This window comes from Streptomyces sp. WM4235, from assembly GCF_001279725.1.
Lineage (GTDB): Bacteria > Actinomycetota > Actinomycetes > Streptomycetales > Streptomycetaceae > Streptomyces.
Genome location: NZ_LGDE01000072.1, coordinates 1 through 6,517, shown reverse-complemented (window position 1 = coordinate 6,517; position 6,517 = coordinate 1). Strand labels below are relative to the sequence as shown.

The window sequence follows — 6,517 nt, the reverse complement described above, 5'->3', positions numbered from 1 at the left end:
GAGATCAGCCGCGTCCAGGCCGACAGCCCCGGACGCGACGACCACTCCAACCGCTCCCTGAACAACGAGTGGGTCGAGATCCGCAACACCACCCGCCAGGCGGTGAACCTGCGCGGCTGGACGCTGCGCGACGCCGACGGCAACCGCTACCGCTTCCACGACATCCGCATCGCGGGTCGGGGAACGATCCGGGTCCACACGGGAGTCGGACGTGACTCCCGTACCGACGTCTTCCAGGGCAAGCGCGAGTACATCTGGGGCAACCGCGGCGACACCGCCACCCTGCGCGACGACCGAGGCCGCACCGTCGACACCGACACCTGGGGCCGCCGCCGCTGACCGAGTTACAGCCCCCCGCCTGTGAACGGGCGGCAGTCGAACCCGCAATGATCGTGTGCCGGGCAGCCCGCCAGCCGCCCGGCACACACCTGTGGTTGCGGAGGTGGGTGAGTCGGATTCGCGACAGCGGTTGCTCGCTGCGCCGGAACTGGTTGCCTGGACCCACATTCTCTGTCTGCGTCTGGCGTCTGGCGTCTGGCGTCCGGCGTGTCAGTGGCTGCTGCGAGCATGCAGAGATGACTGACCGTACTGCGATGATCACTGCCTACTGGGATGCCGCTGCGGCAACCTTTGACGACGAGCCCGATCACGGGATGACAGACGCCAACACGCGAGCTGCGTGGGCCCGACTTCTGGGCTCCGTGATGCCGAACAATCCGGTCGACGTGCTCGACATCGGCTGTGGCACCGGGTCGGTTTCGCTGTTGTTGGCCCAGGCCGGGCACCGGCTGACCGGGGTGGATCTGGCGCCGCGCATGGTCGAAGAGGCGAGCGCGAAGTTTCAGAGTGCCGGGCTGGAAGGCCGCTTCTTGGTCGGTGACGCCTTGAGGCCCCCGACGGGGGAGCAGCGTTTCGACGTCGTGTTGTCGCGGCATCTGGTGTGGACGCTGCCTGATCCGGAGGCCGCTCTGCGTGAATGGGTGACACGGTTGCGGCCGGGAGGCCGGCTGGTGCTGGTCGAGGGGCGGTGGCGTGAGGCGGGCCAGAGCGGCGTCCCGTATGTGGCGGGCGCTGAGTCGCTGCCGTGGAACGGCGGAATCGGAGCCGAAGACCTTGCCTCGGCCGTGCGCCCCCTCGCCGCACGCGTGCGGATTGAACCGCTCAGCAACCACCCGGATTTGTGGGGTGGTCCGGTGGACGACGAACGGTATGCCCTGATCGCCTACGTGTGAATGTCTGAGGAAGGCCAAACCGCGGCCGGCTCCCGCTGCGGTTCGTCGTCGAGTACCCGGATGAACTCGTCGGTGGCGTCGTGGACGTGCCGGATGTGTTCGCCCCCGACCTTGGCGATGCGGATGTCACAGTCGTTGACGCGTGTGACGATGCGGGGGCTCCACGAGATCGGCGCCAGCCGTGCACGCACGGGCGCCGAGCGGGCGATGCCCCCTGACGGTCTTGCGTAACCAGCTGTTCCGTAGGTGGTAGGCGCAGACCGCCGGACTGGTCGGGGGAGGGCGCCTGGCTGCCGACCGTCACGGTCGTGCCGGGCGGTGGCTCCCGCGCCCCCCGCCCCGGTTCGTCGGCCGTGTGTTCAAAGGCAGGGCATGCTCATGTAGAGCGCCTGCTCGCCCTCCGACTCGGTGCCTTGGTAGAGGCTGGTGTCCAGGCCGCAGAATGCGAAGCCCAGGCGCCGGTAGGCGTGGATGGCCGGGGCGTTGACGTTGGTCACCTCCAACCAGATGTGCTCGGCGCCCCGTTGCCGGGCGAGGTGCACGGCCTGTCCCATCAAGGCCCGGCCGATGCCCCGACCGCGGTGGCCGGGGGGGCGACCTCGATGTCCTCGATGGTCAGCCGCCGGTTCCAGTCCTGGTGGTCGCCGGCGGTGCGGCTTCAGCCAGGGGTCCGCCGGTGGGGGTGAGACGGCCCGGCCGTACTCACCGGGCGGGCCTGGAGCGCCTGCCGTCGGCCGGCAGGTACCTGTGATCCACACCGGCGAATCCGGTGGGTAGCGTGTCATGGCGTGAGCACACCAGGAATCGAAGAGCCCGACGTTACGTTTCTCCGCCTGTTCCGGCACGCCGGACGGGAAGCCGCGGCGCAGGTCGCCGAAGCACTCGGGCCCGGGGGGCGCGCCGGCATCCTGAACCGACGGTGGAACGTGCCGCCGGAGGGACTGCGCGACTGGGTCGCCGAACACGGCGAGAGCGTTGAAGTGGCGGCCGTCCTCAAGCAGTGGGGATTGACTGCCCGTCAGGCCGCTTTCGTCGCCGCCCGCAGCGACCTCGACCCCGTGCTCACCGCGTCGGCGGGCTCCGGACAGGCGGACGTGCCGGCCACGGAGATCGAGGAGCAGTGGCTGGCGGGCCCCACCGGGCGCTTCGAGGACTCCGGCCCGAACAGTGCGCCGTTGCCGGAGGTGCAACGGCGCGTTCAGGCCCGGCTGGGCAGCGACGAGCAGGCCTGGGAGCGTGCGTTTCAGCTGCTCGCGAGCGGCTTCACGGGCGACTTCCCGGCCTTCCTCGATGCCGCCACGCGCCACGACGCCGGCGCCGAGGCCCCTGATGCGCGCGTCGACCCGAAGAAGGAGGTGGCGTGGTTGATCGGGCTCGCGCCGGGCGATCTGCCGCAGCGCCTCCTGGAGCGCATCGCCCCGTGGCCCCTGTACCGGCTCGCCTCCGGGCGCCACAGGGTCAAGCTCGCCCAGTCGCTGATCGACACCGGCGACCGTGCGGTGTGGGCGGGCATGTTCGGCGCCACCTACCGCCTCAAGCGCCGCGACAGTTCCGGAGAACCCGAGATCGAGCGCGCCTTCCTCCTCCGCGACGATCCTCAGATCAACGAGTGGCTGCTCACCGGCCTGGTCGGTGAGGCACGCGACAAGGGGTACGAGCTGGCCCCCGCCATCCGGCTGGCCCTGTTGGAAGGCCGTCCCTTCAAACCCGGCACCCCGGACCCGCTGCCGAGGACCCCTGTGGTGCGAGCCCTCATCGAGGGCCCGCCGTCCCCGTGGGACGCCGACCTGGCGCGACTGTGTTTCGACTCGCGCGAACCGGGCCTGGTCACACAGGCCTTGCGCGCCTCCTTCGGGGGCTTCGCGACCGACTCCCATGAGGCGCTGCTCACCCCGTACCAGCAACTGACGGCCGGCATACGGATGTGGGAGTCGGACCGGGTCGACGAGCTGCGGGCGCTGGTGGCCGGTCGAGGCGGCGGCATCCGGGACGAGGACGTGCGCGAAGCGTTCGCGCTCGCACTGGACCGGGGTTCCGCGCAGCCGTTGGAAGCGGCCGCGACGGCGCGCCGGGAGCAGGGCGACCTCTTGGACGAGGCACTGCGCGTCTGGGGCATGCGTCTACAGTCCGGTCTGCGGCCCTACCAGTTGAGCTTGTTCACCCAGGCCGAGCTCGCCGCCGCGAGCCAGGCCATCACCGACGACCCCTCGTACCGGGTGGACTGGGACCTCGTGCGCAGTCGCCTCGCCGACCCGGAGCTGCGTCACCATCGCACGCGCGCACGCGAACGGTACGGGGTGCTGCTGGCGCACGGGGACTGCCCGCCGGACGTCGTGGCCGCCCTGACCGACCCCGAGGTCAACGGGCTCGACCTGCTGCGGCTGTACGCCGATCGGGACACCGCCCTCGCTACCTTGGCCCGTGGAAACCTCGGGCCCGGACGCCACTGCTCCGCGGTGTGGGTGCCCGAGGGCGAGACCACGGTACGACCCGGCTGGACGCCCGCGGTGAACTCCGAGGACGTACTCCGGTACGCGCACCCGGTACAGGACATGATCTGCTTCGCGCCGGTCGAAGCCGTCGGCCGGATCATCGAGGAGCGGTTCGGGCGGGCGGCAACCGGTGATCCGGCGGCCGAGGCGGGGCTGTGGATGGCCCTGCGGCGCCTCACCGGGTACTTCTCGGGGACGCTGCCGCAGCTGCTGCGCACCGCTGTCCGGCTGTCCGAGGGCGGTGCGCCGCTCGACGTGGTGCCCGTCGCCGATTTTCTTGTGGGCCCAGAGCGGGACGCCGCGGCCGACCGCGTCCGCGAGCGGCTGGGCGGGTCTCCCGGACTCTGGGCGAACGCCGTGCGTCTGCTCGCCGCCGGCTTCGACGGGACGTTGCCCGAACTGCTCGACGCCGTGTCCGCGGAACTGCCCGTCGAGCAGAGCCGGTCCGTCCTCCTCCACGCGGCGCCGGCCGCCCTGCTCGGTCTCGCGCGCGGTGATGTCGTAGGCGCCGTCGTGAGCGGCCTCGACGTGCCCACCCGCGTCGTACTGGCCAGGGCGAGCGTGAGTGAGGACACGCTGCGAGCCCTGGTCGCGCATGGCGACCGGCAGGTGTGGGACACGCTGCTGACCGCCCCCCAGGTACGGCCTCCGATCGTGGAGCCGGGCACCCCGGAGTTCAGCGACCGACGCCCTGACATCGTCATCCCGGCCCTGCTGGCCCAGGACGATCCCTGGCTCAACGCCCGCCTGGTCCGGGAGGAGTTCGTCCGGGGGAGCGGCAGGGACGCCGCCGTGATCAACGCCGTGCTGGCCGGGCGCCCCTTCGGCCCGCGTGAGCTGCCGGTACCGGTACTGCCCGGACTGCGGGCCGATTTCGACGACTGGAACCCCGACTCCGGCGCCGAGCCGCCGAAGTGGACCGGAAACGCGCACTTCTACACGTCCGCCGAGCCCGTGCTGGCCATGCAGGCCATGATGACCGTACGGAAGAGCAACTACCAGGACCCGCCGACCACGATGCTGAGTGTTCGGCAGAGTCTGCTGGCCGCGTCGACGATCGCCCACGGGGGCCGCTTCGACCTCTTGGAGTACGTCGTCGCGCACTGGCACATCCGGTACCCCTTCGGCGAGCGCCCCGAGGTTCGGGACCTGTTCGGGCGGGCCGTACATCTGCGGTCGGCCACGGAGATCGACGCGGAGCTGTCTGCGTCCGAGTGAGGGGCCCGGGCGGATCGCTGCCGAGGGGTTGCGGACGGCCGCCCGGTGCGAACGCGCGCCATGGCCGCGGTACGGGTCGGCGAGCTGCTCGACTCGCTCCACGACCGGAACCTGAGGCCGTGCCCGACCGGGTCGGCGGGTGGCGGCGGAGTCGAAGCCGCGGCCGGTCGGCCGCCCGTCCAGCCGGTCTATCCTGGCCTACTGCCAGCAGACCCAGGAAAAAGGAACGTCCGTGCACTCTGGTACTTGCCGCCGAGCCGGCGTCCCGTCCGTTCGCAGGCGTGAGGTGTCCGTGCGGCCCGTCATACGCGCCGGACGCAAGGGATGACCCACGTCGACATGGGAACGATCACGGTTGAACGTCCCGCGTCTTCCCGGGTCGCGGAGGCCCGGCGGCGGCGGATGGCGGGTTTGGGCGTCATGGTCGCGGTCCTCGTGGTCGCGGCAGTGGTCTCTCTCGCGGTCGGCGCGCGTGCGCTCAGTCCAGCAGAGGCGTGGCACGGATTGTTCGCCGGGCCGGACCCCGACCAGAAGGCCTCGGAAGCCCGACTCATCATGCAGACCGTCCGGGTGCCCCGGACGGTGCTCGCGATCGTGGCGGGCATCGCGCTGGGCGTCGGCGGGGCGCTGGTCAAAGGGTACACGCGCAACCCCATCGCGGACACGGGTCTGCTGGGCGTGAACACCGGAGCCTCGTTCGCCGTCGTGTCGGCGATCTCGCTGTTCGGGCTCACCGATCCGTTCCAGTACGTCTGGTTCGCCTTCGTGGGCGCCGGGCTCGCCGGCGTCGTCGTGTTCGGGCTGTCGAGCATCGGCCGGGGCGCCGGCAATCCGCTGACGCTCGCTCTGGCCGGGCAGGGGGTCACGGTGTTCCTCATGGCGATGACGACGGCGGTGGCGCTGTCGGACAAGGCGGCACTGAACGCGCTGCGGTTCTGGAACGCCGGTTCGGTGGCGGGCGTCGGGTTCGACGTCATCTGGCCGGTGACCGCGTTCATCGTGGTCGGGCTGGTGTCGGCGCTGGCCACCCTGCCCTCCGTCAACCTGCTCAACCTCGGCGACGACGTGGCCCGGGGACTGGGCGTGAACGTCGCCCTGATCCGGACCGTGGGCATCGTCGCCATCACCCTGCTGGCGGGCGCGGCCACGGCGGCGTGCGGCCCCATCGCGTTCCTCGGACTGATGGTGGCGCACGTGGCCCGGTATCTCGCCGGGCCCGATTACCGTTGGCTGGTGCCGTACGCGGGTCTGCTCGGCGCGGCCGTCCTTCTGATCTGCGACATCGTGGGGCGCGTCGTGGTGCGGCCGGGGGAGCTGGACGCGGGAGTCCTCGTCGCTCTCCTCGGTGCACCGTTCTTCGCGATCCTGGTGTGGCGGGGAAAGTTCAAGAGCGCATGAACGTGACAGTGGCGAAGCGGACGGTCGCGCCGGGGGTGCGGCTCGGACGGGTCTCTTTCGTATGGCGGCCCAGGATCGTGCTGGTCACACTGGCGCTGATGGCGGCGACCTTCCTGGTGTTCTGCCTGTCCATCGCCGTGGGGGACTTCCCCCTCGGCCTGCCGCAAGTGGTCGCCA

General features: G+C 71.0%; 4 protein-coding genes and 3 pseudogenes. 5 read left to right on the top strand and 2 right to left on the bottom strand.

The features are described 5' to 3' along the window. Positions 1-339: lamin tail domain-containing protein (locus ADK55_RS08455; RefSeq protein WP_053676860.1), on the top strand; the 339-nt coding region annotated here is incomplete at its 5' end. A gap of 236 nt (positions 340-575) precedes the next feature. Beyond that, the gene (locus tag ADK55_RS08450; RefSeq protein WP_053676859.1) at positions 576-1,232 is read left to right on the top strand and encodes a class I SAM-dependent methyltransferase; all 657 of its coding nucleotides are present in this window, start codon (positions 576-578) and stop codon (positions 1,230-1,232) included. A 26-nt stretch (positions 1,233-1,258) separates the two neighbouring features. On the opposite strand, the pseudogene ADK55_RS40910 reads toward ADK55_RS08450, so the two are convergent. Both ADK55_RS40910 and ADK55_RS08440 read right to left on the bottom strand, forming a co-directional pair. Continuing rightward, a pseudogene (locus ADK55_RS40910) lies at positions 1,259-1,441 on the bottom strand (hypothetical protein); the annotation flags it as partial. 150 nt (positions 1,442-1,591) lie between these two features. Further along, positions 1,592-1,872, bottom strand: a pseudogene (locus ADK55_RS08440) (GNAT family N-acetyltransferase); the annotation flags it as partial. 148 nt (positions 1,873-2,020) lie between these two features. Between ADK55_RS08440 and ADK55_RS08435 the strand changes: the two are divergent. The 3 genes and pseudogenes from ADK55_RS08435 to ADK55_RS36145 all read left to right on the top strand — a co-directional run. Continuing rightward, positions 2,021-4,942, top strand: coding sequence for a hypothetical protein (locus ADK55_RS08435; RefSeq protein WP_159041319.1), 2,922 nt, complete (start codon positions 2,021-2,023; stop codon positions 4,940-4,942). Positions 4,943-5,281: 339 nt separating this feature from the next. Next, complete coding sequence (locus ADK55_RS08430) at positions 5,282-6,340, top strand: FecCD family ABC transporter permease (protein WP_053676861.1); 1,059 nt, start codon at positions 5,282-5,284, stop codon at positions 6,338-6,340. Continuing rightward, positions 6,337-6,517, top strand: a pseudogene (locus ADK55_RS36145) (iron ABC transporter permease); the annotation flags it as partial. The gene ADK55_RS08430 and the pseudogene ADK55_RS36145, both read left to right, overlap by 4 nt.